The 25,146-nt window shown below is 39.4% G+C and carries 22 protein-coding genes; 10 read left to right on the top strand and 12 right to left on the bottom strand.

The features are described from left to right. Positions 1 to 47: 47 nt before the first annotated feature. From HJG58_RS00535 to HJG58_RS00525, 3 genes are all read right to left on the bottom strand, one after another. Positions 48 to 1,052, bottom strand: a complete 1,005-nt coding sequence (locus tag HJG58_RS00535; RefSeq protein ID WP_170247698.1) for a DUF4062 domain-containing protein — start codon at positions 1,050 to 1,052, stop codon at positions 48 to 50. 116 nt (positions 1,053 to 1,168) lie between these two features. Further along, a complete protein-coding gene (gene murI / locus HJG58_RS00530) occupies positions 1,169 to 2,035 on the bottom strand; it encodes a glutamate racemase (RefSeq protein ID WP_170247584.1) in 867 nt (288 codons plus the stop codon). Between the two features lie 46 nt (positions 2,036 to 2,081). Continuing rightward, the gene (locus HJG58_RS00525; protein ID WP_170247583.1) at positions 2,082 to 2,693 is read right to left on the bottom strand and encodes a DUF1285 domain-containing protein; all 612 of its coding nucleotides are present in this window, start codon (positions 2,691 to 2,693) and stop codon (positions 2,082 to 2,084) included. A gap of 187 nt (positions 2,694 to 2,880) precedes the next feature. Here HJG58_RS00525 and HJG58_RS00520 point away from each other — a divergent pair, with 187 nt between their 5' ends. Beyond that, positions 2,881 to 4,593 (top strand): electron transfer flavoprotein-ubiquinone oxidoreductase, encoded by a 1,713-nt coding sequence (locus HJG58_RS00520; protein ID WP_005065953.1) that lies wholly within the window; start codon positions 2,881 to 2,883, stop codon positions 4,591 to 4,593. Between the two features lie 32 nt (positions 4,594 to 4,625). On the opposite strand, the gene HJG58_RS00515 is transcribed toward HJG58_RS00520, so the two are convergent. Further along, positions 4,626 to 5,594 (bottom strand): hypothetical protein, encoded by a 969-nt coding sequence (locus HJG58_RS00515; protein ID WP_170247582.1) that lies wholly within the window; start codon positions 5,592 to 5,594, stop codon positions 4,626 to 4,628. Positions 5,595 to 5,822: 228 nt separating this feature from the next. Further along, complete coding sequence (gene tusA, locus HJG58_RS00510; protein ID WP_002053527.1) at positions 5,823 to 6,080, bottom strand: sulfurtransferase TusA; 258 nt, start codon at positions 6,078 to 6,080, stop codon at positions 5,823 to 5,825. 184 nt (positions 6,081 to 6,264) lie between these two features. Between tusA and HJG58_RS00505 the strand changes: the two genes are divergently transcribed. Together HJG58_RS00505 and lnt are read left to right on the top strand one after the other, a co-directional pair. Next, positions 6,265 to 7,104 carry an HlyC/CorC family transporter gene (locus tag HJG58_RS00505; protein ID WP_002114976.1) on the top strand — a complete coding sequence of 280 codons (840 nt, stop codon included), beginning with the start codon at positions 6,265 to 6,267 and terminating at the stop codon, positions 7,102 to 7,104. After that, on the top strand, positions 7,101 to 8,660 hold the full coding sequence (gene lnt / locus HJG58_RS00500) for an apolipoprotein N-acyltransferase (RefSeq protein ID WP_170247581.1): 1,560 nt from the start codon (positions 7,101 to 7,103) through the stop codon (positions 8,658 to 8,660). Before HJG58_RS00505 ends, lnt begins: the two co-directional genes overlap by 4 nt. Position 8,661: 1 nt before the next feature. Here lnt and HJG58_RS00495 read toward each other — a convergent pair whose 3' ends face one another. The 4 genes from HJG58_RS00495 to gspF form a co-directional block, all read right to left on the bottom strand. Continuing rightward, positions 8,662 to 9,000: a tRNA-binding protein gene (locus tag HJG58_RS00495; protein WP_017481974.1), complete on the bottom strand. Its 339-nt coding sequence runs from the start codon at positions 8,998 to 9,000 to the stop codon at positions 8,662 to 8,664. Positions 9,001 to 9,144: 144 nt separating this feature from the next. Then, the gene (locus HJG58_RS00490; protein ID WP_017481973.1) at positions 9,145 to 9,489 is read right to left on the bottom strand and encodes a hypothetical protein; all 345 of its coding nucleotides are present in this window, start codon (positions 9,487 to 9,489) and stop codon (positions 9,145 to 9,147) included. Between the two features lie 266 nt (positions 9,490 to 9,755). Then, positions 9,756 to 10,271 (bottom strand): type II secretion system major pseudopilin GspG, encoded by a 516-nt coding sequence (gene gspG, locus HJG58_RS00485; protein ID WP_170247580.1) that lies wholly within the window; start codon positions 10,269 to 10,271, stop codon positions 9,756 to 9,758. Between the two features lie 23 nt (positions 10,272 to 10,294). Beyond that, complete coding sequence (gene gspF / locus HJG58_RS00480; RefSeq protein WP_170247579.1) at positions 10,295 to 11,500, bottom strand: type II secretion system inner membrane protein GspF; 1,206 nt, start codon at positions 11,498 to 11,500, stop codon at positions 10,295 to 10,297. A gap of 148 nt (positions 11,501 to 11,648) precedes the next feature. On the opposite strand from gspF, the gene HJG58_RS00475 reads away from it, so the two are divergent. From HJG58_RS00475 to HJG58_RS00450, 6 genes are all read left to right on the top strand, one after another. Then, entirely contained in the window at positions 11,649 to 13,877 is a 2,229-nt protein-coding gene (locus HJG58_RS00475) for a primosomal protein N' (RefSeq protein WP_170247578.1), read from the top strand. Between the two features lie 76 nt (positions 13,878 to 13,953). Beyond that, positions 13,954 to 15,798, top strand: coding sequence for a monovalent cation:proton antiporter-2 (CPA2) family protein (locus HJG58_RS00470; RefSeq protein WP_170247577.1), 1,845 nt, complete (start codon positions 13,954 to 13,956; stop codon positions 15,796 to 15,798). 163 nt (positions 15,799 to 15,961) lie between these two features. After that, entirely contained in the window at positions 15,962 to 16,837 is an 876-nt protein-coding gene (gene hslO / locus HJG58_RS00465; RefSeq protein WP_017385390.1) for an Hsp33 family molecular chaperone HslO, read from the top strand. Between the two features lie 138 nt (positions 16,838 to 16,975). Beyond that, a complete protein-coding gene (locus tag HJG58_RS00460; RefSeq protein WP_170247576.1) occupies positions 16,976 to 17,587 on the top strand; it encodes a LysE family translocator in 612 nt (203 codons plus the stop codon). 134 nt (positions 17,588 to 17,721) lie between these two features. After that, positions 17,722 to 18,678 (top strand): DnaJ C-terminal domain-containing protein, encoded by a 957-nt coding sequence (locus tag HJG58_RS00455; RefSeq protein ID WP_170247575.1) that lies wholly within the window; start codon positions 17,722 to 17,724, stop codon positions 18,676 to 18,678. Between the two features lie 11 nt (positions 18,679 to 18,689). Further along, a complete protein-coding gene (locus HJG58_RS00450) occupies positions 18,690 to 19,019 on the top strand; it encodes a chaperone modulator CbpM (RefSeq protein WP_002114963.1) in 330 nt (109 codons plus the stop codon). A gap of 230 nt (positions 19,020 to 19,249) precedes the next feature. Here HJG58_RS00450 and HJG58_RS00445 read toward each other — a convergent pair whose 3' ends face one another. The 3 genes from HJG58_RS00445 to rpsO all read right to left on the bottom strand — a co-directional run bounded on the left by HJG58_RS00445 (position 19,250) and on the right by rpsO (position 23,161). Beyond that, on the bottom strand, positions 19,250 to 20,461 hold the full coding sequence (locus tag HJG58_RS00445) for a magnesium transporter CorA family protein (protein ID WP_086264328.1): 1,212 nt from the start codon (positions 20,459 to 20,461) through the stop codon (positions 19,250 to 19,252). A gap of 85 nt (positions 20,462 to 20,546) precedes the next feature. Continuing rightward, on the bottom strand, positions 20,547 to 22,634 hold the full coding sequence (pnp, locus tag HJG58_RS00440) for a polyribonucleotide nucleotidyltransferase (protein ID WP_170247697.1): 2,088 nt from the start codon (positions 22,632 to 22,634) through the stop codon (positions 20,547 to 20,549). 257 nt (positions 22,635 to 22,891) lie between these two features. After that, complete coding sequence (rpsO, locus tag HJG58_RS00435) at positions 22,892 to 23,161, bottom strand: 30S ribosomal protein S15 (RefSeq protein WP_002114951.1); 270 nt, start codon at positions 23,159 to 23,161, stop codon at positions 22,892 to 22,894. 210 nt (positions 23,162 to 23,371) lie between these two features. On the opposite strand from rpsO, the gene HJG58_RS00430 reads away from it, so the two are divergent. Then, entirely contained in the window at positions 23,372 to 24,670 is a 1,299-nt protein-coding gene (locus HJG58_RS00430) for a serine hydrolase domain-containing protein (RefSeq protein WP_170247574.1), read from the top strand. Positions 24,671 to 25,146: the final 476 nt, after the last annotated feature.

Below are 25,146 nucleotides of genomic sequence, written 5' to 3'. Positions count from 1 at the left end.
TATCACTAATGTAACAGCTTTTATTGTCATATATAAATTGAATCGCCCTAAGCTTTTAATCGAATACCCCGATGATTCCATTTATAACTAAGCAATATTTTTTGAGCTTTAGTCGTCAACTTCCATAAGCTATATGATTTTTCAGTTTGGGTTGGAACAATCCAGCCCTGTGACTGCATTTGTTTTTTAATCCGAAATAGCGCTTTATGGTTAATCTGAGCGCAGGCAACAGCATGAGCGCGAGGTAACTCCTGACGAGCATCTTCTAGACCAGCCTGATTTAAATATTCATTTAAGCATATCCCAAAATTCTCTTCTGGCATTGCTGTTTCAAAACGCTTTGCCAATATGCTTAACAACTGCGACCAAGTCATTTGTCTTTGTCGTTTAAGCTCTTTAAAGTTGCCATCTTGAAAAGCTTGAATCTGATATTCAAATGCAAAAATATCTTGTGGAGCAACCTCTTTTTCCTGCGGTGATGATTCTGCTAACTGCTGTTCTAACTGGGAAATTTTACTTCTTAATAGTCTAATTTCATCTTCTAACTGATGAGTTTGATGAGCAGGAATCCAGCCTTGGCCCATATGTTGCTCAATCATTAAAGGCATATTTAAACGGACAGCCAACTCTAGTTCACGTGGAGTTTTAAAGTAAAAAATATGATTCACATCAAGTAATAACTTTTTTCTAAATGCGAAAAATTTATCTTTCAACTGTGGATGTGTTTCTTGTAAATGTATTTCACGGTTTTCGGGCTGCTCATGCATGAACACAATAATGGGTTTAGCCTGACTTAATGCATATTCATATTCTAAAGATAAATAACTCACACCAGAAATTGACTGCTCTCCATACTGACTACCTAGCAGCAAAACGACATAATCACATTCATCAATCTGTCGACGTGCAAGTGTAGTTGTTAGGGGGGTTCGATGTTCTAATCCCCAAGCAAAAAAACCCATACTGACTAAAGTTTGAGAGAGAACTATACGTTCAGGTTGCATCTCTCGACCTGACGTTGAAATAAAGATCTGATAGCGTGTATCGAGCATAACAATACCCTTTCGCTCCATGATCTATCCCTGACTTAATATCAGCCAAGATCATGAACCGCCCCAAATAAAATAATAAATCTAAAAAACACTGCTTTCTAAATGATGCTAAAAGATCAGTTCAGATTATGAAGTGTCCAAGTTAACTCTTGTGGAATCATATGTTGTAAAACAGGTTGCAGTGCCTCAGCATTATTACCGCTGACATAACATTCAATACGTGCAACATTCTGACCTATTTGGTCACATAATAACTCATTTTTTATCAAAATACGGGCTGTTTGTCGGGCAACTGCCAATCCAGAATCAACCAGTGTGAATTGGTTATCAAAAAGATGATGAATTGCTTGATTTAAGAAAGGATAATGCGTGCAACCGAGCACTAAATAGTCGGCACCTTGCTCAACGGCGGGCTGTAAAACTTCTTTTAATGCCTTTAAACATGCCTCACCCATTTGCTGACCTGCCTCTACACAGGGAACAAGTTCAAGGCTAGTTAAAGTCATCACCTTAACGCCTGCTGGAACAGCAAACTTCGCGACTACATCTTTAATAAGCTGGCCGCGAAAAGTAGCAGGCGTTGCCAAGACAGCAACCACTTTAGAACGTGTCTGTAATACGGCAGGTTTTAATGCTGGAACCAATCCAACAATTGGAAAGTGTTCACCATAATGCTCACGTAAATGATCGAGACTAAATGCTGAGGCAGTATTACATGCGACGACTGCAATTTTACAACCTTGACGATATAGCCAATCAACAGCACGCGCAGTCAGCTCCCTAATTTCTTCATCAGAACGCGGACCATAAGGAACGTAGGCAGTATCGGCATAATACACAATACGTTCATTGGGCAAATATTTGGCAATTTCTGCTGCAACTGACATTCCTCCAATTCCCGAATCAAAAATACCAATTGGGGCATCTGCTGATGCTTTAGGCATAGGTTCTAGTTCAGAAAATAAAGGTTGTATGGCGGTCATAGCTGTACTGAAATGTCAGAAAATTTCACTCCCTAAAGCTTAAACCTCAAGTGCCTAATTGCAAGAGCAAATTACCACTTTTTAGCTCTAAAATAGTTTCACCTTTGTCATTTTCAATCAGTGTTCCATAGTTCACCAAATGATAGAAAGCCTGACGTTGAATCAGCGCGTTAATTCCAAAACGGACATGCACATAAGGGCGTAATTCCCCCGCATATTCACGCATAAAAATTGGATGTTCTGCATCAACCAAAATCACATCTTGATTGGTCGTTGTCAGTTGTAAAAACTGCCCACCTGAAATTTCGACCTGATCTACCTGATTGACTAATAAAGGTTCATCTTCAACTTCGATTTCAATTTGTTCTACAGGGGTTTTCAGGTAGAATTTGCCTTCTTCTTTCCATAGGACTTTGGTAAACAGATCCAATAGAGCTTGGCGCTTAATTAATTGACCTTCGTGCCACCATTCTCCATTGGATTTCACCGTCAAATCCATTTTGCCGCAATGCTTTGGATGCCACTGCTCTAAAGGTGGAATTGACCTTTTGTGACTTTGCTGTACATCTTTTAAGTATTGTGCAATGTTCATTAAGTTTTTATCATCAGATAACGGTATTTTTCCCATATCCGATGGTGAATTATTTTGATTTACCATAGTTTATGCCTTGCTGACGAAAAAATGTTACGACTCAGCCAATTGGCTAGATCATGGTTTAAAACTATACTAGCCCAAACGATAAAAGGCACAATAGCATATTTGCGCCTATGGATTAAAACACTCACGGCAGCACCGAATTTTCTAAATATGACGGTTGCCACCTTTAAGTATTGAGGAGTCCTACATGGAACACATCGAACGTGAATCGATGGAGTTTGACGTTGTCATCGTAGGTGCAGGACCTGCAGGTCTATCTGCTGCGATTAAGATCCGTCAATTAGCGATTGAAAAAAACTTACCCGATCTTTCTGTTTGTGTAGTTGAAAAAGGCTCTGAAGTAGGTGCGCATATCTTGTCTGGTGCTGTGCTTGAGCCACGTGCCATCAATGAACTTTTCCCGAACTGGAAAGAAGAAGGCGCGCCTCTTAATGTCCCTGTAACTGAAGACAAAACTTTCTTCTTACTTTCAGACACCACTTCTAAAGAAGTACCTCACTGGATGGTTCCTAAAACCATGCATAACGATGGTAACTATGTGATCTCTTTAGGTAACGTGGTTCGTTGGTTAGGACAAAAAGCTGAAGAGTTAGAAGTTTCTATCTTCCCTGGCTTTGCTGCATCTGAAGTGCTTTATCATGAAGATGGTACTGTAAAAGGTATTCAAACAGGCGACATGGGTATTGGTAAAGATGGCGAACCAACGCATAACTTTACTCCAGGCTATGAGCTTCACGCTAAATACACCCTCTTTGCTGAAGGTTGCCGTGGTCACTTAGGTAAACGCCTAATTGCTAAATACAATCTTGATAAAGATGCTGATCCACAGCACTACGGTATCGGGATTAAAGAACTTTGGGAAATTGATCCAGCAAAACATAAACCGGGCCTAGTCATGCACGGTGCAGGTTGGCCTTTAGCAGAAACTGCTTCTTCAGGTGGCTGGTGGTTATATCACGCTGAAAACAACCAAGTTACGTTGGGCATGATCGTGGACTTGTCTTATGAAAATCCACACATGTATCCATTTATGGAAATGCAGCGCTGGAAAACTCACCCACTGATTAAACAGTATTTAGAAGGTGGTAAACGTATTTCTTACGGCGCACGTGCTGTAGTGAAAGGCGGTTTCAACTCTCTTCCTAAATTAACTTTCCCGGGCGGTTGCTTGATTGGTGATGATGCAGGTTTCTTAAACTTTGCAAAAATCAAAGGCTCACACACTGCCATGAAATCAGGCATGTTATGTGGTGAAGCTGTATTTGAAGCCATTGCTGCGGGTGTAGAAAAAGGCGGTGATCTTGCCATTGCACGTGTTACTGAAGGCGAAGATTTATTCGTTAAAGAATTGACTTCATACACTGACAAATTTAACAATAGCTGGTTAAAAGAAGAGCTTTATAACTCTCGTAACTTTGGCCCAGCAATGCATAAATTTGGTCAATGGATGGGTGGTGCATTTAACTTTATCGACCAGAATGTCTTTAAAGTGCCATTCACTTTACATGACTTGAAGCAAGACTTTGCTGCATTGAAAACTGTTGATGCAACAAGCTTTAAGCCAAACTATCCAAAACCAGATGGCAAGCTTACATTTGACCGTTTATCTTCAGTATTTATCTCAAACACTGTACATGAAGAAAACCAGCCTGCTCACTTGAAGCTTACTGACCCTTCAATTCCAGTGAATGTGAACTTACCAAAATGGGATGAGCCTGCACAGCGCTACTGCCCAGCTGGTGTTTACGAAATCATGGAAAATGATGATGGTTCTAAACGCTTCCAGATTAACGCAGCGAACTGTGTTCACTGTAAGACCTGTGATATTAAAGACCCATCTCAAAATATCACATGGGTAACGCCTGAAGGCGGCGGTGGCCCGAATTATCCTAATATGTAATAAAAAAGCCCCGATTATTCGGGGCTTTTTTATTACTTATTATTAATATTTTTGCCTATTATTTTGTCTTTAGGTATTTTATATAAATGTGCATCATTATCTCCAACCTTAGCCCATAATTCATTAGTACTATTAAGCTTTACATATAGATGGTATGGGCCTTCTTTTGTAAAATCTCCTCCCAGCTCTTTTATATATTCTTGATTTAAATAAACGGTATCCTCATACATACCTAATCCAGTTTTTTTTGCAATATTGTTAATAGTATCAGCTGATAAAAGAAATAAAGATGAAAATAGAGATAGCGTACAGAAAATAATTAGATTTTCCACTCGCTTATTTGCTCCTCCTGAATAGACAATTGCTGAGAACAAACAATATGCTATTACCATTAGAAATAAAATCACCCACTGTAAAGATTCAACCTCAATGAGTAAAGCAATCTTAAAAAGAAATAGTAACGGATAAATACCAAAACAAACTCCTAAAAAAACAACAAGGCTATAAACAATCAAATCACCTAGATTATTATTAGGATTTTCTGGATTATTTTTATAAGGAATTAATAAAAAAAATGTGATAAGCAGAGCTATTATAAAATATATTATTACAGGAGGTTTATCCAGAAACTTAAATATAGCAACAAGACTTATCATTCCTAATAAATTTATAAATGTATTATAGACTACTTTCTTTCCAGATATTGTCGGAAAATCCCCCCAAATACGGTTGGTTTGAATTTCAAATGTAATCATCACCATGGGCATTAAGGCCATTATAACAACTACTGAAAACACAAATAAAATAGAATATGCGGCTATAACAGCTATTATAGATGGACTACCAAGCACATAAATAAAATTATCAGACAACCCTACACCGTCTAAATATTTTTTTATTATCAATATACCCACACTAGAAAATATTAAAGGAAATATTACGGAAAACGGCTGTAATACTTCTATAGACTTTTTTATCTTTTCAAGATAATTAGCAGACACAGAATACTTCTCCTATAGATTAGGATATTTAATTACCAACAATTAAAATATAAAAAAATATAATATTAAATTACACATTCATCGAATAAAAATCACTAATTATTACTTCCATAATAAAGACAAATTACAAAAAAACTGTATTTCTAAGCGATAAAAAATTATTATTTCAAATTAAAGTTGAATTATTCATGGCTTCTAATCATCTTTATTAGAAGCCTTATTATTCTATTAACCTTTCTTCACTAAGTAATGAAATTCTTTATGACCATTTTCATCTAAGCGTTCTTCTTGCAACAACAACTCATGGCCCAAATGCATACAAAACTTAGGAATATCCCAAGAGGTCGAATTATCTGTTGCAAAGACTTCAACCACATCGCCTGACTTAGATTTTCGGATGGCTTGATGCAACATCATCACAGGTTCCGGACAACGTAAACCACGCGTATTGAGTTGTACAGTAGGTGAAATGGGTTGCTCTGACATAACAAACTCGAACAAATAGAATTTTCACATTTTAGCATAAACAAATTACTGAGCTGTTAACTGTAACTGGCTTTTACATAACAATATACGTTTTGTCTTTTAGCTTGTTTTATAGATGCATAAGCATCTTTTCTTCGGTATGATCTGTGTATTCATTTGATACATTGAGTCTTTAGGAAAGATCATGCAAGAGGAACCAAGTCCGTCGTGGGGAATGCGAGGCTTACGAAAATGGTTAGGTACAGCGCCAGAAACCCGTGATGAATTATTAAAATTAGTCCAAAATTCACGCCGCTTTTTAGAACCAGATACTGTTGCTATGCTTGAAGGCGTTCTTGACCTTCCAGCTACAAAAATTCGTGAAGTCATGACGCCACGAACAGCAATGATCAGTTTACAAGAAGATGATCAATTACTTGATATTCTTGATGTACTGGTCGAGTCTGCTCACTCACGCTTTCCCGTCTTCTCTGCCGATCAGCCTGACAATGTTGTCGGGATTTTGCTCGCAAAAGATTTGTTGCCGTTTCTAACTGAACCGAATACCAAAGTTGATATTCGAGTTCTTATGCGCCAACCGTTATTTGTTCCTGAAAGTGCACGTTCCGATCAAGTACTACGCATGTTAAAACATACTCAGACTCACATTGCGATTGTGATTGATGAATATGGCTCAACAGCAGGTCTTGTTACGCTCGAAGATATTCTTGAAGAGATCGTTGGCGAAATTGAAGATGAGCACGACACTGTCGATGAAGATGCTCAGTACATTGTTCCGGACAATGACCATACGGTAGCAAATGCATGGATGGTGCAAGCACTTACACCAATTGAACATTTCAATACTGTTTTAGATGCTGATTTTTCTGACGATGAAGTAGAAACTGTCGGTGGTTTATTGCTTCAAGAGATTGGTCTAGTAAGTGATTTACAAGGTCAAACTGTTGAGCTTGGAAATTGGTTATTTACAATCGTTGAAGCAGATGCCCGCACTATTCATCTGATTCGAGCTGTACGTCAATGAGAGCATACTTTGAAAAGCTGTTAGATTCTTCGCAACAACAAAAACAGCTTCCTTTAATTTTCCCTTTACTCATTGCTTTATTTTCAGGTGCCGTATTCAGTTTTTCACTGGCACCTTATTATTGGTGGTGGTTGGCAATTTTATCTCCAGCCCTACTCTATGCAACATTACACAAGCGTTCAGCTAAACAAGCCTTTGCTATTGGTTGGAGCTATGGATTTGGCTTATGGTTTGTAGGCGCTTTCTGGCTCTATACTTCCATCCATGTATATGGCGATACCAATGCTTTTCTAAGCGTATGTATGATTGCTGTTATGGCTCTTGTGATGGGTTTATTTACAGCATTTCAAACATGGGTTTACCGACGGTTTTTCCCTGAAACACCACTTACTTTTGCCCCACTTTGGATTGTTTTTGAATGGGCAAAAACTTGGATATTTACAGGTTTCCCATGGTTGTTTGTAGGTTACGCTTTTACTGAACGTTTACTCGATGGTTATGCACCGCTATTTGGTATTTATGCAATTTCCTTCGTTGTCATTGTATTAGCATGTGCTTTAGTCGAAGTTCTTCGTAAACGTATTTTCTGGGTTATCCCTTCTGCCCTGTTAGTTCTGGGTGCATGGGGAGCATCATATATACAGTTTGTAAAACCGAAAGCTGCTAAACCACTTAGCGTTTCGCTCATTCAAGGTAACATTCCACAAGATTTAAAATGGCTGACTGAATACCAAGTTAGAACATTAGAAATTTATGCTGGTTTGACACAATCTGAATGGGGCCGTGACCTGATAGTATGGCCTGAATCTTCAATTCCGCTTTTCCAAACCGATATCGAACCGTTTTTGGATGCAATGGATGCACAAGCTAAAAAGAACCATACTGCATGGGTAACCGGCATTCCTTACTGGGATGTTGCAAAATCACATCAAGTCGGCAGTCCGCTTTATTACAACAGTATTATGGCTTCGGGGAGCGATTCAAGCGGTCTCTATAAAAAACAGCGTCTTGTTCCTTTTGGCGAATATATCCCGCTTGCTGGGTTACTTTCTTGGGTATTACCCGCTATGCAAAATGATGTGAGCATGAGCGGTTTTACACGTGGTGAGAGCGACCAGAAACCACTCTTAATTAAAGGGCATGCGCTTGCTGCTGCAATTTGTTATGAAGTGGCTTATCCAAACCTGACAAGACGTAATGCAGAAGACAGCGACTTTTTAGTCACTGTATCTAACGATGCTTGGTTTACGGGTACTGCTGGGCCTTGGCAACATTTACAAATGGTGCAGATGCGCGCTAAAGAAAATGGTCGCTGGTTTATTCGTGCAACCAACACAGGTGTAACAGCGTTTATTGATCAAAATGGTCATATCACTGAACAAGCACCAATCGATAAAGAGTTCATCTTGAGAGGTGATTTACCTGCTATGCAAGGCCAAACTCTTTATAACCGTTTAGGTGATTATCCAATTTTAGGATTTGCGGTCTTACTGCTGATTTTAGGTTGGGTTTACCGTCCACGTAAAGTTGATGTTTCTTTTAAATCTCGTCGCTAAATCATAATAACTTTGTACCCAGAGGCACTTCAAACTCTGGGATACAAAGTGCTACATCACCATCTGCGTTATGAAATCCTGTCACCAAACATTCTGACTGAATAGGACCAATTTGTTTTTTGGGAAAATTCACTACAGCAACAACTAACTTACCAATCAAATCTTGTGGCTGATAAAGCTTTGTAATCTGTGCACTTGATTTACGTACACCCAATTCCTCACCAAAATCCACATGCAAAATATAAGCAGGTTTACGCGCTTTTTCAAAAACATCGGCTTGAATAATTTTACCAACGCGAAGCTCTACTTTTAAAAAATCATTCCACTCGATTTGTTCCATTTCATATTTCTCATGTTCTTAAATTACTGATTTGAAGCATATAATATGTACAAATGAAGAAACACCCAGTTTTTAAGTCCAGTTAAAAAATAAAACGTAGATGTTTAGTCTACGTTTTATCTAAAATTTGTTTTTAAAATATTATTAAAAAGCAATCGATAGTTGCAGAGATAAATAAGCAACTAAACTCGATAAAAAAACCATGGGTACATAACGGTAAGCTTTAAAAAGGAATTGCTCATATTTAGTTGATATTTGTTTAGCTTGCCAGACGCTCGCTTTTAATGCAGTAAAGAAGCTCACCATTAACCATGCGCTCACAATACTTAATGCGAAGAAACCAATCATGATTTGGCTACTTCCCTCTGTACTCAGCCATAACTTTAATGAAACTTCAGCAATCGGCAACAAACCCAAAATCAATAGGACAGACTTGAGCATTACCCAATGAAACTGAGTCATTTCATCTAATATGAGAAATGCTTTCATTTAATCTCTCTTTTTAATTGAATAAAGTGCTTTTTAATTATTATGCAAAGGTTTTATTTAAATATATAGCTTATTTTTCTCTACATTTTAACTTTCTTGTAACCATTAAATATGGGAATAATTCTTATTATAAATCTCAAATCTAGATATTAACTTTTTTACTTTATTTTCAATGCATTATTATATTTTTATGATTAAGAAAGATTATCAATTCGGATTATTGTTTTATCTTATTAACCGAATCGATAATCTCTCTTACATTTTAATTAAGGCTGATAATAAATATCGGCATCTTTACCTTCACCACCTTCTTTACCATCTGCGCCAAATGAATATAGATCAAAAGGATGGCCGTCTTTTCCAGGTACGACATATTGGATATCATTTTTCCAGCTGTCTTTAGGATAACCACCTTTCACATAACCACCCGGCATCCAGTTTTTTGCTGTAGCAGGTTGATTAATAAGCGCATCTAAACCACCTTCTTGCATGGTTGGGAAATGCCCATTATCGAGCTTGTATTGATCTAAGGCACCCGCAACCCCTTTCAAGGTAATTTGAGTCGTATCAATTTTGGCTTTTTCACTACGCCCCATGACATTTGGTACGATTAAAGCTGCTAACACCCCTAAAATTACAATCACAACCATGACTTCAATGAGAGTAAAGCCTGAGGCACGTTTCATTCGAGCACCGCTCGAACGTGCCGCAAGTCCGAAAGCTACGCTTGAGGTTTTTTGAGCATCCTTAACGTGCTCTTTTTGTTTCATGACCATCTTCATCATTATCTCTAATATCAAAGTTATTAAATCATATTGTTCATATTTACGATTGGCAGCATAACCGCGATTACAATAACCAGTACAATGCTTGCCATTAAAACCAGCATAAGCGGTTCAAGTAATGCCAGTAAGGTTGAAATAAATGTCGTCACCTCACGGTCTTGCATGGTCGATGCTCGTTCTAACATCCTGTCGAGCTCACCTGATGCCTCTCCACTTCGAATCATTTGTACCATCATTGGTGGGAAATAACCACTGCGCTCCAGTTGCGTACCTAAGTTACCCCCCTCTGTCACTCGCTCAGCTGCTTGTGCAATTGAATCGCGGATGACCCAGTTGTTGGTCACAGCAGCACCAATTTTTAAGGCGTCGACCAAAGGGACACCTGAACGGGTCAAAATAGATAAGGTACTGGCAAATCGTGCAGCATTAATACCACGGGACAGTTTACCGAATAATGGCAATTTGAGTGTTAATCGATCAAAAGCATAATGTCCAGCAGTGGTTTTTAAAAACCGTACGAATGCAACAACACCCACCACCGCAAAAAGAATAATAAATACCCACGCGTGGCGAATAAAATCACTCGCTTTCATTAAAGCGACTGTAATCCAAGGTAAAGCATCTTTATTTTGATCAAAAGTTTTTACAATCTCTGGCACAACATAAGTCATTAAACCCATCACAATACCAAAAGACATTAGCATTAAAATGATTGGATAAATCATTGCGCCCTGAACTTTCTTTTGCATGGCAAAGCGGTTTTCGGTGTAATCCGAAAGCTGATCTAAAATGAGATCTAAATGCCCAGAACGCTCGCCAGCAGCCACCGTTGCAATATAAAGGTCAGGGAAACGTCCAGACTGCTGCATACCTTGTGCGAGTGAATGCCCTTCTAAGACTCGAGAACGCACAGATAATAAAAGATTTTGCACATGTGTTTTTTCACTTTGCCTGCTCACGGCGCGCAAAGCTTCTTCAAGTGGAATAGCAGCAGCAACTAAAACCGAAAGTTGTCTGGTCATGAGCGCCAAATCATAAGCACTGAACTTTTTTTGGAATAATCCCTGACTCTGATGTTTATCTTTTTGTTCAACGGGATCAACGCTAATTGGTGTCCATGCTTTATCACGTAATTGTTGGCGAATCTGGCGCGCTGAGTCTCCCTCAAGCACCCCTTTTTGCTGCTTCCCTGAAGCATCAATGGCAGTAAATTGATATGCAGGCATGGTAATGTTCTAATTTTCCAAAAATAATAGTCGCTGCTGTTGCATCTATGCTACGCAATCATTCATATTCGTTCTATAGCCTGTGTAGAATACCCAAGTCCTCTTCACGACGCTATGCCGTTTTTTAAAATTGACGAAATGAGCCTCTATGACCATAACGCCAAAGCCTGATTCAGTTGTTTATCGTGTGCGTGTAGCCGTACCTGTGCATCTGTACGACACTTTTGACTATACACTCACCCAAGCACAATATGAACGGGCTCATGTAGGCTCACGCGTCGCTATTTCATTTGGACGCCAAAATCTGATTGGCATCATTACTGAAAAAGTTGACCCAAGTGAATCATTTACAGGCACCTTTCAGCTTAAAGCCATTTCTGACCTTTTAGACGAACAGCCTATTTTAGATGAACAAGTTTTAAGTTTATTGACATGGTCGGCTCAGTATTACCAATTTCCAATTGGTGAGGTCATGCAAACCGCCCTACCTGCATTATTGCGTCAAGGCAAACCAATGGATGTTTTGTTCCATTTTTGGAAAATCACGCCATGTGATAATGTTGAAGCACTTCTTAAACGTTCTGTTAAGCAACAAGACGCGTATCAAATTTTAAAGTTACACCCTGCCGGAACTACAGAGAATATTCTTAATTTAAGTGGTGTAGAAACGGCTACGCTAAAAGCACTTCAAAAGAAGGGACTAGTTGACTGTACGCTTGAACCACACGATTTTAGCCCATCGCCTGTTCAATTGGCACAAATGCCGCTTACACTCAATGAAGACCAAAAGAAAGCAACCCAACACGTCGTAAACGCACAGCACCAATACCAAGCCTTTTTATTAGATGGTTTAACAGGAAGTGGTAAAACTGAAGTTTATCTGCACATCATGCACGAAGTGCTAAAGCAAGGTAAACAAGTACTGGTGTTAGTCCCAGAAATTGGTTTAACCCCTCAAACGATTTCTCGTTTTAAGTCTCGTTTTAACTGTGATATTGCTCTATTGCACTCAGGCTTAAATGACTCCAAACGCTTACAAGCATGGCAACAGGCTCAGACTGGCAAAGCATCTATTATTTTAGGAACCCGCTCAGCCATCTATACGCCACTGCCACGTTTGGGCTTAATCATTTTAGATGAAGAACATGACCTCTCTTATAAACAACAAGAAGGCTTCCGTTACCATGCACGTGATGTCGCACTGTACCGAGGTCACTTACAAAACTGTCCTGTTATTTTAGGTTCAGCAACACCGAGCATCGATAGTTATTATTTGGTCGAAACTGGTAAATTAACTTCACTGCAACTTAACCAACGTGCAGGCCATGCGCTTTTACCTAAAATGCATTTGATCGATCTTAAAATTGTCAAAAAGCAACATGGAATTAGCCAACCTCTTATTGAGCAAATCAAGCATACGTTAGCAAGAAAAGAACAGGTTTTAATCTTTTTAAACCGTCGTGGCTATGCACCTGTACTGGTCTGTGAAAGTTGTGGGTGGCAAGCAAATTGTCCACATTGTGATGCACATTTTACGTTGCACACTCAGCCTTATTCTTATTTACACTGCCACCACTGCGGTACTGTTCATCGCTTGCCCGATCACTGCCCTGAATGCCAGCAAAAAAGCCTAAAAACCCTAGGTGCTGGAACAGCTAAGGTTGAAGAGCACTTACAAGAACTATTTCCAGACTATGATGTGATTCGGGTTGACCGTGACAGCACCAGTCGTGTCGGTAGCTGGCAAAAAATCTATGATCGGATTCATCAAAACAAACCAACAATTTTGCTTGGCACTCAAATGTTGGCAAAAGGTCATCATTTCCCACACGTAACTTTGGTTGCCATTTTAGATATTGATGCTGGGTTACTTAGTGTCGACATTCGTGCGCCAGAACGTACTGCGCAGTTAATTGTACAAGTCGCTGGACGTGCAGGCCGTGGTGAACATAAAGGCCATGTTTATTTACAAACCCTAAGACCAGATCACCCTTTGCTCACCACGCTCATCGAAAAAGATTATCGGGCGGTTGCCAAACAGACTCTTGCGGAACGTAAAGTCGCATTGCTTCCGCCTTATCGTTATGCAGTACTGATACGTGCGGAATCCAAAGATCGTGACTATACCTTGCAATTTTTAAATGAAGCGGCAGAACATTTACGCCAAATTGCGGGTGAAATTGTTGATATTTGGGGGCCGATTCCAGCACCGATGGAACGTAAAGCTGGACGCTACCGCGCCCACATGGTGATTTTATCTGCTGACCGTGCTCGCTTCCATTTTTACTTAAGACAATGGTGGTCACAATTGGTTCATGCACCTCGGCAGCATCAACTTCGACTCTCAATTGATGTTGATCCGCAAGAATTTAATTAGATGGCTTGAATATCATGGTGTGAAGAAGCCTTTTTGGCTTTACACTTAAAAGAGACTAATACATTCGAGGCAATGAATGTCATTCTTACTGCAAGCAACAATTTTTCTTGGAGCTTCTCTGATTTTAGTCCCTCTTGGCAAACGCCTAGGGATAGCAACAGTTTTAGGCTATTTATTTACAGGAATACTTCTAGGTCCTAGTGTTTTAAATATTGCACATGACCCTGAAGCAATTATGGAACTTGCCGAATTTGGCGTTATCTTATTAATGTTCCTGATTGGTTTAGAGTTGCGCCCCCAACGTTTATGGGAAATGCGTGACTCTATTTTTGTAATGGGAAGTCTGCAAGTCCTCATTAGTGGGGCCATTCTTATGCTGATCGTACTGTTACTCTTTCAACAGCAGCTTTCTGTCAGCTTTGTCATTGGTTTTGCCCTTGCGCTGTCTTCCACCGCTTTTGTATTACAACTTCTGACCGAAAAGCAGCAACTCAATACGACTTATGGTCAGCAGTCTTTTTCCATTTTACTTTTCCAAGATATAGCGGCTATTCCCTTACTTGCCATTATTCCATTATTAGCAGGAACAGAATCAACCCATCATGGGGTAGCTTATTTTGCGGCTATTATTGCAACCTTTACTGGTCTATTTCTGTTTAGTCGCTATGTGATGCGTCCATTCTTCCGCTTTGTTGCCAAAAGTGGAGCGACTGAACTTATTACAGCAGTAGGATTATTTATTATTCTTGCTGTTGTCTTGCTTATGGACACTTTAGGAATTAGCACCACATTAGGTGCATTCCTCACAGGTGTATTATTAGCAGATTCAGAATTTCGCCACGAAGTTGAAGCGAGTATTGCACCATTTAAAGGTTTATTGCTTGGCTTATTCTTTATGACCGTTGGCATGACCACACAGCTGTCACTGCTCATTGAAATGCCTTTGCTTATTATTGGTGGTGCAATCGGCTTATTACTCATCAAAACGCTGATATTGACCGCTATTGACCGCTATAAAAAATACAGTTGGAATAACAGCTTGCTTTTAGGTACTTGCTTGGCACAAGGCGGAGAATTTGCTTTTGTAATTTTGAGCCTTGCCAAAAGTGAGAAGGTTTTAACTCAAGCTATATTAGAACCCGTGACTCTGATCGTGACGTTGTCGATGGTACTTACACCAGTAATTTACTGGATCATGGCAACTCAGGTCATTCCTCTGTTTAATAAAGAACGTCCTCCCGAGTATGATGAAATTCCTCAGCAGGATAACCCGATTATCATTGCCGGCTTTGGTCGGTTTGGACAAATCATCGCGCGTATTGCTCGCCTACAACATTTAGGCTTTACTGCAATCGACAACAATCTTCATCAAGTGGACTTTGTTCGCCGATACGGCGGTAAGCTCTATTATGGCGATGTGACCCAGCCCGATTTACTGCGTTCTGCCGGTATTGAAAAAGCCAAAGTATTTATTTTAGCAATCGATGATGTTGAAGACTCTATGAACGTCGCACGTCATCTTAGATTAAATTATCCAAACTTAAAGCTGTTGGCTCGTGCTCGCGACCGTCACCATGTCCATCTTTTAAGAGATTTAGGTGTTGAATACATTTGGCGTGAAACGTATTTATCTTCATTAGGAATGGCTTACCGCGCTTTGCGAGAACTCGGTATCTCTGATGAACAAGCCTATAACAATATCGAAATCTTTCGGGATTATGATGAGAAATTGCTCATACAGCAGCAAAGTATTTATACTGATGAACAGAAGATTTTTGAAACACATCGTAATGCCTTAGCCGAGCTTGAACATTTGTTTGAAAGTGATGCGCAGCAACAGGCTACATCAAAACATGATGTTAATTTAAAGCGTCATTTACAACCAAATCGCATCGACATTACAAGAGATCATCTAGAATAACTTGAGATTTCAGAAAATGGCTATATTAAGGACTTATTCACATTGCCTAAATAATTGGACAATGGGCACAAAGCTGCCCCTGTCCGGCTTGCGGCTTAGCTGCATTTCCTAAGCTTGATTAAAACGAAATAGTTATACTCTGCTTAGGGCCCTGGAGAATATTATGTCTGATTTACGCCAACGCTTTTATATAGAGAACTTTCCAGTACGTGGAGAAGTAGTTCATCTAGAAGAAGCCCTACAAACTATCTTAGCTCAACGTGACTATATGCCTGCGGTTAAAATTCTGCTAGGTGAAATGTTGAGTGCGACTGCATTACTTGCAAGTACACTAAAAATCAAAGGCCGTATCAGCTTGCAAATCCAGGCTAGCGGCACCTTCAAATGGGCGATGGCTGAATGTAATCATTTAGGAGAGGTTCGTGCTTTAGCGGACTATGAAACCGACCCTCGCTTTGTTGAAGCAACAGACAGCAGCACAGTTCTTGGTGCTTTAGTTAATCCAGTTTTATTTATTAACATTGAACCGGAATTTGGCGAACGTTATCAAGGGATCGTGCCGCTTGATCAAGTAAATTTAGCAGGCTGCTTGATGCAGTATTACGATTTGTCTGCACAAATTCCAACTCGTATTGTGTTGGCAAGTACAGATAAGCGTTCTGGCGGTTTACTGATTCAACTCTTGCCACGTCACGATGAAGAAGAGCAAAACTTGGTCGATGAAGATTTATGGCCACGTTTGACGATGTTGACCGAAACATTAAAAGCTGAAGAGCTTACCAATTTAGATGCAAACGAAATCTTATATCGTTTATATAACGAAGAAGAAGTTCGGTTACCAGAAATTGAAGCATTAAAATTTGGCTGTACATGTTCAAAAGAACGCTGTGCAAATGCCCTGATTCAAATTGGTGTAGACGCTGTTCATGAAACCCTAGAACAACAGAACCCGATTCGTATGGACTGTCAGTTCTGTAATACGCAATATACCTTTACCGCTGAAGAAGCTTTAGCGTTATTTGGTGAACATTTAAGTTAATCTTTTAACTTTATAAAAAGGCGGTTATACCGCCTTTTTTATTTAGCTGTATTTTTTGATGATAATTTTCAACATGTTAATTTAAATAGGATAATATAAGGCTACTTTATAGCCTAATAAATAAGATGCCTAAATACCATGAATTATTTTGATTATTTTCTCTTTATTTTTAGTGTAGTTATCATGATTGCGACCCCTGGCCCTGTCATGATTTTAGTTGCAAGCGCTGGACTTAAAGGAGGCTATAAAAAAGCACTGAAAACCATTTTTGGTACAAACCTAGCATCCCTTGTTTTAATTTTTATTTCAGTACTGGTTTTAAAAGGAGTACTGAGTGTTAATGATAGTTACCTCAATATCATTCGTATTTTAGGGTGCCTATATATTGGCTATCTGGGGTTGAGTATTCTTAAAGAAGTGATTCAAGCACCTCACCCAGAAGCGATACAAACAGTTTCAGCACAAAATGGCGGCTTTAAAAAAGGTTTTCTTGTCGGCATTTCAAACCCGAAAGATATTATCTTTTTCTCGGCTTTCTTTCCGCAATTTGTCTCTATTACTCCTCAATTAAATTTAAGTTTAACCCTACTTACGCTGACATGGATCGTTTTAGACTTCCTCACCCTATCTTTGGTTTATATCTTTTTCCGCCGCCTTTCTAACAGTCATTTATATCCAAAAATATTAGGCCTCTGCGGTTTATTACTTCTACTTATTGCTCTTTACGGCTTATATCAGAGTTTCATCTAATTCATTAGAGGTATAGTCTAATTTTTCTATACCTCTGTATTTCGTAATAGAACAACTCTTATACAATCTAGCTTATTGAAAACTCTAAAAATCGTTTCATAATGAAATAAACAACACCATCGTGATAAAACATTATGGCAAAAAATTATTATGAAGAATTAGGGGTTACCCGCAAAGCCTCTGCTGATGAAATTAAAAAAGCTTATCGAAAATTGGCCCGCAAATATCATCCAGACATCAGCAAAGAAAAAGATGCAGAGGAAAAGATGCAGGCCATTAATGTTGCCTACGACACATTAAGCAATGCAGAAAAAAAAGCCGAATATGACCAAATGTTAGATCACCCTCAAGGTTTTAATAACTTTGGTCAGGGTGCTGCACAAGGTGGTTTTGATGGAGCACAGTTTTATCGCCAAGGTTTTACAGGTGGTGAACAAGCAGACTTTAGTGGTTTTGAAGATTTATTTGGTCACTTTGGTGCAGGCTTTGGCGGTGGGCAACAACACTATCAAAGACAACAACGTAGTTATCGCGGTGAAGATCAACATGCCAGCATAGAGGTTGATCTTGATATTGCCTATCATGGTTCAACACAGCAAATTACTTTGCAAATTCCAACCATAAACGCTTATGGCGAACCTGAAGTTCAACGCAAAACCTTGCAGGTGAAAATACCAAAAGGCATGAAAGAAGGTCAACAAATTCGCTTAAGTGGACAAGGCCAAAGTGGGATTAATGGCGGTGCCAACGGCGATCTTTATATTGAAATCCAGTATAAAGATACAGACCGTGTTCATGTCGAAGGCAGTGACGTATATCTGACCGTAGATGTAACCCCATGGGAAGCGGCATTAGGTCAAGGTATTGAAGTGAAAACACCGGCAGGATCTTTACATGTCAATTTACCTAAAAATGCAAAACAAGGACAACAGCTACGTTTAAAAGACAAAGGGATACCAAATAAAACGCCAGGGCATCTGTATTTAATTTTAAATATTGTATTCCCCCCTGCAAATTCTGAAAAAGAAAAAGAAGCGTATCAGCAACTGGCAGAAGCCTTTGCTTCATTCGAACCTCGTTCATCTCATTAGGGAGCAAGATCATGACAACCATTCACTATCGAGAAATTGTATATGACGGCCATACCTTTAGTGCAGAGGTCGTTGATGAACAATCGACATTTGATTTACAACAATTTGCCCAAGCTTGCGGCCAAAGTCCTGACTGGATTCTTCAGCTCATTGAATATGATATTTTATCAGTCGAGAATACACCTGAAGCACACCAGTTTATGGGTGAAGATGTCGCACGTGCACGTAAAGCGTATCGTCTGCAACGTGACTTTGACGCAAGTTTGGCAGCAGTTGCTGTGATGTTAGATTTGATTGATGAAGTGCAACAACTTAGAAAACAGTTGAAGCATTTTCATTGAGATTTTTTCTTCTAAATAACCATTAAAACAGGCATGAACTAAGGTGACGGGCGGCAGGGATGCCGCCTTTTGGACTGCGGTAACATGGATGTACCGTCAGTCCAATAAAGGGTTTTGTTACTTTTGCCCAGTCAAAAGTAAGGACAGGCCTATACAAAGAATATCTAATTAACCTCTATATTTGAGGCAATGCTAACACATCAACTTTACTCATTTTTTGAAAATCACTTTTATTTCAACCGAGTAATCTTTTCCACTTCCTTCAATGTCTGCTTAATCGGCTCATACTCCAGAAACCAAAACAAATTCATTCGATCTTGGCGATGCTGTTGAGCCAGTAAATCAATCACACTTTTTTCACCGCGCCCCACCAAATGTTGTCGATAAAAATAGTACAGTAACAAAACAGTACTTAGCAGCATAACACCGAGCATAATCCAGAAACCTACCGGTGATTTAAGCCCTGGAATAAACTCAAAGTTCATTCCATAAATACCGGTTAAAAGCGTAAGCGGTGCAAATACAGCAGTAATAATGGCAAGAATACGCATATTCTCATTGGTCTGGTTGGCAATTGCTGAGAAGTGCAAATCAATCGCCGACTGAATGGCGCTACGTAAACGCAAAGTATGTTTTTGAATACGTTCGACATGACTCATTAAATCATTCAAACGAACTAATAAAAGATCTTGAGAACTATGCGTCTTCTCACCAATAACATGATGATAGTTTTCTACAATTTCATCACGAAACTCTTGTAAGGTTTCGATTTGCTCTTCGCATAAATTTTCAACCTGCTGAAAGGCCATGTTTTCATGAAACAGTTGATGCCACTGTTTAAAACGACGATTACCTTGCAACAATTGTTGTTGCCAATGCTCAACTCTTCTAGTTAAAGGTGAACGGATATCAAGGTAGCCATCCACCATGCTATTCAGCAGACGTAAACATAAATCTACAGGTGAATTAGGCAGCTTACGGGTTTTGTTTTGTTCTTCCAAAGTTTTACATAAAATATTTTCGAGACGTTGAATATAGTTTTCAATCGACTTATTGCCTTGCTCACGAACACTAATCAGAACTTTAGGGGTAAAAATAAAGCTAATCGGCGTGGTTGCTAGACCAAATACACTCTCATGGGATTCCCCATTTTTAATTTCATCATCAGGTGTAACGAGCTTTCTAAAAATAAGCAGGTCGTATTCTTCAAGCGTATCAAATGCACAAGGATGCTCAATATTCGCAATATCCCGCATATGAAATTCATTGATAACCACGTCTGAAAGCTGCTGAATCGTTTGTTGCCATTCTTCGTTATGGTTCACCACATCCGTTCTGACACTATCAATCCAGAAAAACTCCAGAATGTGTTCATTATGCTGCTCACGGCTTAAAAAGACATAGCCGTCAGCGTGATGGCGATAAAAGTAATAAACCTGCATACCACAATGATCTGTTTTTGTATTACTTGCATCATGCCATAAAAAAAGTCCGCATCAAGCGGACTTTTTCATGTCACCAGAACAATTATGCTTGTTCAATGTCTTTCATAGTCAATTTAATACGACCACGATTATCAACATCAGCAACTTGTACTTTCACTTCCTGACCTTCTTTAAGAACATCAGTTACGTTCGCAATACGTTCATTTGAAATTTGCGAAATGTGAAGAAGGCCATCAGTACCCGGCATGATGTTTACAAACGCACCGAATTCTACAATACGAATTACTTTACCGTCATAGATCTTACCTGGTTCAACTTCAGCAGTAATTGCTTGAATCTTAGCAATTGCAGCTTTAGCAGCAGCTTTAGTTTCACCAAATACGCGAACAGTACCGTTGTCTTCGATATCAATTGCAGCTTTAGTTTCTTCAGTAATTTGACGGATAGTTGCGCCGCCTTTACCAATAACATCACGGATCTTGTCTGGGTTAATGTTAATAACTTCAAACGTCGGTGCATGAGCACTGATTTCAGCACGCGCACGTGAAATGACTTTATTCATTTCGTTTAGGATGTGCATACGACCAGCAAATGCTTGGTTTAATGCAACTTCCATAATTTCTTCAGTAATACCTTCAATCTTGATGTCCATTTGAAGTGCAGTAATACCGTTTGCAGAACCTGCTACTTTAAAGTCCATATCACCTAAGTGATCTTCATCACCCAAGATGTCAGAAAGTACTGCGAAACGCTCGCCTTCTTTCACCAAGCCCATTGCAATACCCGCAACTGGTGCTTTAAGCGGAACACCTGCATCCATAAGTGATAATGAAGCACCACATACAGAAGCCATTGAAGATGAACCGTTTGATTCAGTAATGTCAGATACAATACGAATTACATACGGGAAGCGGTCAGCCGCAGGAAGAACTGCTTGAACACCACGACGTGCTAAACGACCGTGACCAATTTCACGACGCTTAGGACCAGATTCACGGCCTGTTTCACCTACAGAGTATGCAGGGAAGTTGTAGTGCAACATGAAGTTGTCAGTCTTAGTACCAGCAAGGGTATCAACCATTAACGCATCACGAGTATTACCCAAAGTTGTTGTTACCAACGCTTGAGTTTCACCACGTGTAAATAATGCAGAACCGTGTGCACGATCTAATACGCCAACTTGAACGTCGATAGCACGAACAGTTTTAGTATCACGACCATCAATACGTGGCTTACCTGACAAGATGTTGTCACGTACTGTACGGTATTTAAGGTCTTCGAATAATTCGTTTACTTCATCAGCAATACCAGTTTCGTCATTTTCTGGAACAAACTGAGCTAAAGCTTCTGCATAAAGTGCATCAAGTGCTGCATAACGATCTTGTTTAACTGCAATTGTATATGCTTCTGAGATTTTCGCTTCGAAAGCTGCTTTTAATTGCTCAAGAAGAGCTTCGTTTTTAGCTGGAGCAACCCAAGTTGATTCAACAGCGCCAGCAGCAGCCGCAAATTCTTTAATTGCTTGAATTGCAATTTGCATTTCGTCATGACCGAAAAGCACAGCACCAAGCATTTGGTCTTCTGAAAGTTCTTTCGCTTCAGATTCAACCATCAGTACAGCAGATTCTGTACCTGCAACCACAAGGTCAAGGTCACTTTCTTTCAACTGTTCAAAGTTCGGGTTAAGAACATATTCACCGTTGATTAAACCAACACGTGCCGCACCGATTGGGCCGCGGAAAGGAGTACCAGCAATAGACAATGCTGCTGATGTACCAAGCATTGCTGCAATGTCAGCATCCATAGTTTTGTCAGAAGAAACAACAGTTGCTGTTACTTGAATTTCGTTGAAGTAACCTTCTGGGAACAACGGACGAATTGGACGGTCAATAAGACGTGAAATTAAAGTTTCAGCTTCAGAAGCACGACCTTCACGCTTACCGTAACCACCAGGGATACGACCAGCTGCATATTGTTTTTCTTGATAGTTAACTGTTAACGGGAAGAAGTCTTGGCCCGCTTTTGCTTTAGGTTGAGCAACAACTGCAACTAAAACAGTTACGCCACCCATAGTGATTAAAACTGTGTTTGCTTGACGTGCAACGCGACCCGTTTCTAAAACGACTTGATGTTGACCGAATTGGAATTCTTTACGAACGATATTAAACATTGACATGTATTGTATTTTCCTAATTTTATTCTAGTGAGACCCCTAAGGTTTGGCATTCAGACTACACCAATTGGTAGATAAATGACAAAGCTTAGAAGCCATCACACTAGATCAATTATTTAAAATAAGTTAAACGCAAAGAAGGAGCGCACAAGCGCCCCTTCTAAAAATCACTTAACCTAGCATTAAGTGAAACTCTCTTTTCAGCGATAAAGCATTGCGACATGCGAAATAGCGAAAACAAAGTGAAAATCGAATTAACGACGTAAACCTAAAGCACCGATCAAAGCAGTGTAACGACCGTGGTCTTTACCATTTAAGTAGTCGAGCAATTTACGACGTTGGTTAACCATACGGATCAAACCACGACGGCTGTGGTGGTCGTGTTTGTGAGCTTTGAAGTGACCTTGTAAATCATTGATTTGAGCAGTCAATAAAGCTACTTGTACTTCTGGTGAACCAGTGTCATTTTCAGCGCGAGCAAATTTAGCAATGATCTCTGCGCGGTCTGCATTAGTTAAAGCCATTCGATTTCTCCGAGATGCTTAAAAAAGTAAACGATATGAATCAGTTGAGGCAACTGACTGCCGTGCATCACTACAGCAAGTCGCCTATTTTAAGGTATCTATAGGTGGATTGCAAAATAGTTTTCAGTAACTTGTCATTTTAGACACTGACATCAAGACCTTAACCCTGCACACTAGCCTCGAATAAAAAGAAAGAAGCGCGAGGGACGTGTGAAAATTTTTTCAACTAACACTTGTCCAGTACCGGACAATATTGAGCAAGTCATTCGACAAAAAGATGAAGTTGCTGCTGAACAGGGTGGAATGAGCGATCACCAGATTCAAAAAATCTGGAAAAGTATAGAGGCACTATATAAAACCGGAAATTATCCACTTATTACCTTTTGTCTACGCAGACAAGGTAAAATTTTACTCAATCGAAGCATTGGATATGCCCAAGGTAACTCTCCGGCAGGACTTCAAGAAAATGCCCTGATTGCAACACCTGATACACCTGTTTGCCTATTTTCAGCATCAAAGATGATTACAGCCATGTTAATTCATCTATTAGATGAAAAGGGTGAAATCAATTTACTTGATCCCGTGAGCTATTATGTTCCTGAATATGGTGTCAACGGTAAGCGCCGTGCAACGATCTTTCATTTATTAGCACATCGTGGCGGCATTCCCTATATTGATGGCGATGTCACACCAGATTTATTATTTGATAAAGACGAAATTTTAAAACGTTTATATGCTGCTCGACCTGTGTCTCCTGCTGGCAATCACCTTGCCTATCATGCTGTTACGGCAGGTTATATTTTAGGAGAAGTCATTGAACGGGTGACTGGGCAGGATTTACGTGAATTTGTACATCAAACTATTGAAAAACCAATGGGGATGCCTTATTTCAATTATGGCTTAAAACCAGAATACCGTTCAGAAGTCGCCTTAAACTGTGCAACAGGTCTGCACCCTCGCCTTGGTACCGATCACTACCTGAATCATGTGTTAGGTGGCGGCTTACAACTTGCAGTTGATGTGACGAACGATAGTCGTTTTATGGACACCATTTGTCCAGCTGGAAACATCTATACCAGTGCAGAACAAGCTGGCCGCTTCTTTGAAATGCTTTTAAATGGTGGAAGCTACGGCGGTCAGCAAATCTTTAGTGAGAAAACAATTTTCAGAGCAACACTGCCAACCACAGGCGTTAACATTGACCGGACTTTGTTAATTCCAATGCGCTATGCTTTAGGGCCAATGTTAGGCAGTAACCCGGTAGGCCTTTTTGGTCCTATGACAGGACAAGCATTTGGCCATTTAGGGTTCTCCAATATCTTATGCTGGGCCGATCCAGAAAGAGATATTAGTGTTTCCCTATTAACGACAGGTAAATCTGTAGTAGGTACTCACCTACCTGCTTTAGCTAAAGTACTCTATCAAATCTCCAGCCAGTGCCCACGAATTCCTAGAGATCAACGTCGTTCTTTATTCGGCAGCGACTCTCATGAAACCAACTTAGTTTAAAAGCAAATAAAAAACCCAAGCATTTCTGCTTGGGTTTTTTGCGCTGTAGTTTTTGTTTATCGTGTTATTACTGTTTTTATTATCGTTGGTGAGATGCTAGTCACATCCTTCTTGTTGTTTTAACTCACTTCCAATGTTTTCGTTTCTATTTCCTTATGTGATGTATTGTGACACATCCAATTATGAAGAAAAGTAGTATTTTTCTTATCATCATGTAAGTAAAAACGTACAGGTCTGTATAATATTTGGTGTTTAGTCATTTTCAACATTTAACGTACAGTTCTGTATAACATATAACTTAACAATTCACAGGAAAAATGCTTATTTAAGAATCATATTACAGATAAATATATTGATATTATTGATATATTTTTCTCAACCGAAATATACTAGAGATAGGCTTAAAATTGATCTTTTCTGGTAGTTTTTTAGGAGCATTAGAAAAGCAAAAGATAAAAAAGCCCTGTAGTCTCTCC

The sequence above is a fragment of the Acinetobacter geminorum genome (assembly GCF_013009345.1).
Lineage (GTDB): Bacteria > Pseudomonadota > Gammaproteobacteria > Pseudomonadales > Moraxellaceae > Acinetobacter > Acinetobacter geminorum.
This window is presented reverse-complemented; position numbering and strand designations above follow the sequence as displayed.

Coding starts and splice junctions, on each gene's coding strand:
- HJG58_RS00535 (WP_170247698.1), bottom strand. CDS start 1,052: ATGCTCGATACACGCTATCAGATCTTTATTTCAACGTCAGGTCGAGAG.
- murI (WP_170247584.1), bottom strand. CDS start 2,035: ATGACCGCCATACAACCTTTATTTTCTGAACTAGAACCTATGCCTAAA.
- HJG58_RS00525 (WP_170247583.1), bottom strand. CDS start 2,693: ATGGTAAATCAAAATAATTCACCATCGGATATGGGAAAAATACCGTTA.
- HJG58_RS00520 (WP_005065953.1), top strand. CDS start 2,881: ATGGAACACATCGAACGTGAATCGATGGAGTTTGACGTTGTCATCGTA.
- tusA (WP_002053527.1), bottom strand. CDS start 6,080: ATGTCAGAGCAACCCATTTCACCTACTGTACAACTCAATACGCGTGGT.
- HJG58_RS00505 (WP_002114976.1), top strand. CDS start 6,265: ATGCAAGAGGAACCAAGTCCGTCGTGGGGAATGCGAGGCTTACGAAAA.
- lnt (WP_170247581.1), top strand. CDS start 7,101: ATGAGAGCATACTTTGAAAAGCTGTTAGATTCTTCGCAACAACAAAAA.
- HJG58_RS00495 (WP_017481974.1), bottom strand. CDS start 9,000: ATGGAACAAATCGAGTGGAATGATTTTTTAAAAGTAGAGCTTCGCGTT.
- HJG58_RS00490 (WP_017481973.1), bottom strand. CDS start 9,489: ATGAAAGCATTTCTCATATTAGATGAAATGACTCAGTTTCATTGGGTA.
- gspG (WP_170247580.1), bottom strand. CDS start 10,271: ATGAAGATGGTCATGAAACAAAAAGAGCACGTTAAGGATGCTCAAAAA.
- gspF (WP_170247579.1), bottom strand. CDS start 11,500: ATGCCTGCATATCAATTTACTGCCATTGATGCTTCAGGGAAGCAGCAA.
- HJG58_RS00475 (WP_170247578.1), top strand. CDS start 11,649: ATGACCATAACGCCAAAGCCTGATTCAGTTGTTTATCGTGTGCGTGTA.
- HJG58_RS00470 (WP_170247577.1), top strand. CDS start 13,954: ATGTCATTCTTACTGCAAGCAACAATTTTTCTTGGAGCTTCTCTGATT.
- hslO (WP_017385390.1), top strand. CDS start 15,962: ATGTCTGATTTACGCCAACGCTTTTATATAGAGAACTTTCCAGTACGT.
- HJG58_RS00460 (WP_170247576.1), top strand. CDS start 16,976: ATGAATTATTTTGATTATTTTCTCTTTATTTTTAGTGTAGTTATCATG.
- HJG58_RS00455 (WP_170247575.1), top strand. CDS start 17,722: ATGGCAAAAAATTATTATGAAGAATTAGGGGTTACCCGCAAAGCCTCT.
- HJG58_RS00450 (WP_002114963.1), top strand. CDS start 18,690: ATGACAACCATTCACTATCGAGAAATTGTATATGACGGCCATACCTTT.
- HJG58_RS00445 (WP_086264328.1), bottom strand. CDS start 20,461: ATGCAGGTTTATTACTTTTATCGCCATCACGCTGACGGCTATGTCTTT.
- pnp (WP_170247697.1), bottom strand. CDS start 22,634: ATGTTTAATATCGTTCGTAAAGAATTCCAATTCGGTCAACATCAAGTC.
- rpsO (WP_002114951.1), bottom strand. CDS start 23,161: ATGGCTTTAACTAATGCAGACCGCGCAGAGATCATTGCTAAATTTGCT.